1 protein-coding gene is annotated in these 1882 nt (G+C 44.4%); it reads right to left on the minus strand.

Features of this window, described 5'->3' with window-relative positions:
- The coding region (locus tag N824_RS21590; RefSeq protein WP_152542439.1) for a GH116 family glycosyl-hydrolase at positions 1 to 1882 on the minus strand (1882 nt) is incomplete at both ends.

Genomic DNA, 1882 nt, shown 5'->3' on the forward strand with positions numbered 1-1882 from the left:
ACGCCCCTGAACTTTATCTGGCCGATGAATAAAATATTCGCCATTAAACAGTTCCTGTTCCATGTTCTTGCGACCATTGGTTACATAAGTTTGGCAAGTTTGGGCAAATGCAGTGTCGCTCATTTCCTCTGCCATAGCCTGACCAGCTCTTGCCGCAGCGATGCAAAGGCCTACAATCCATGCAATTTCACCTTCCCATACCGCATCCAGAGTATTCTCCATTGGCGTATCCGTCATGCCGTCACCATTCTTATCCTGATCCAGCATGAATTGGGTTGCCTTTTTGATTTTCGGCCAATTGGTTTGCAGAAAAGTATCATCACCACTCATTTGATGCTCGCGGTAAAACCTAAGGACAGTACCTGCTTGTCCGTCAATGGCCGGCCTGTTTTCGTTTTCTGCACGGAATATAATGGCGCCACTATCTTCCTTAAACCCAACACCTAAATCTACACGGTGTCTCAGGTCGCGCTCCAGTTCAGGAAATATTCTGGCAACCGCTTGTGCGTATTGCCACACGTGCGTACAGGTTCCGGCACAGGCGCCAACGCCTTCCCAGCTCCAGAAGCGGCCGTCAGCAAAACGATAAGTATTTGCTGTTGCCAGTGTATCAATATTAATAAAGGTACGCTCCAGGAACCAGTGTGGAAGTGTGGCGTCATTCCATGTGGTACTCCACAGCTCCGTTGTGTTTGTTAGCTTTTCAAAATTTGACTGCAAGTACGCACTCACTGCACTGGCATCATTAAATCTGGTGGCGTAATGGAACCCCTGTTCTGCATCCTTAACTATTTTCTTGAGGTTAACATTTGCATTGTTGAAATGCCAGCTGATTGAATAATCGGCATTAACTGATTTTCCAGGAGTAAGATTTGCAGTAACTTCAATTCCACCTACCAGTTTTGAAGGAGCATCTGCAGCTGCAGAATTGGTAGCCGCAGCATTGAAGTGCTTGCCCGTAACCGGCCAGGGCTCAATAACAGCATATGTTTTTCCGTTTGCTTGGTGCAGGGCAAAACACATGGTTCCGCTATCTTGCACATTTTTCAGATCATCACTAAGGGCTTCAAACGAAGATAAGATGCTGCTCGAGTTTTCAGCTGTTACCACCTCATTTTTCCTTTTTCCGGTATTTGGTTTTCCGCTTAACTTGTTAACCCCATTTTCCATCCAGCCCAATACAGAAACATTGATATTGCTGGTGGTGGTATTCTTTATTTCTATTCGTAAAATGGTTGCAGGCAAAGCCGAATTCTGTGCATCTAAAGGAATAAATGGGGAATACACCTTTAGATGCACTGCAACAGGGAAATCTTTACTGCTGTATTTTATGGTAGCTATTGGATAAGCTGGTTTAAATTCGATCTCATCCCAATGCTCTTCACTTAATTCTTTAATAAAGGTTTTGCCATTCACAACGGCTTTTACGGCAAAACCCTGTTCTAATACCCGTCTATTGTTGGCAATGGCCGGCTCAATGTAAGCCGAGCCATCTCTGGCACGGATCTTTCTTACCTCTGTTCCATCATTCCAGTTCACAGTTTTGGGTTCTATCCCCTCCTGTGCACCTTCAAATGTTTCATTGTAGATTTGCCATAGCCAGAGTCGTCCATCACCACCAACATATACAGTTCCTGCGTGAAGGCCACCCACAGGCATCCCAATATATTTAAATTCATTTTTACTTTTAAAATAAGCCGTTTCTTCGCCCCTATTATAAAGCGATTTGACCCATTGTGGATCTAAACCCTTATTTTCGGGTATGTTGTGAAGAGGATAGTCTAATGCAAATATACTTTTGCCCCATACCGGGAATTGTACCGCTGCCAGACTAGCCGTAAGCAGGCCGGCTTTTTTAATAAAATCTCTTCTATTGGATGGT

Source organism: Pedobacter sp. V48 (genome assembly GCF_000523515.1).
Classification (GTDB): domain Bacteria; phylum Bacteroidota; class Bacteroidia; order Sphingobacteriales; family Sphingobacteriaceae; genus Pedobacter.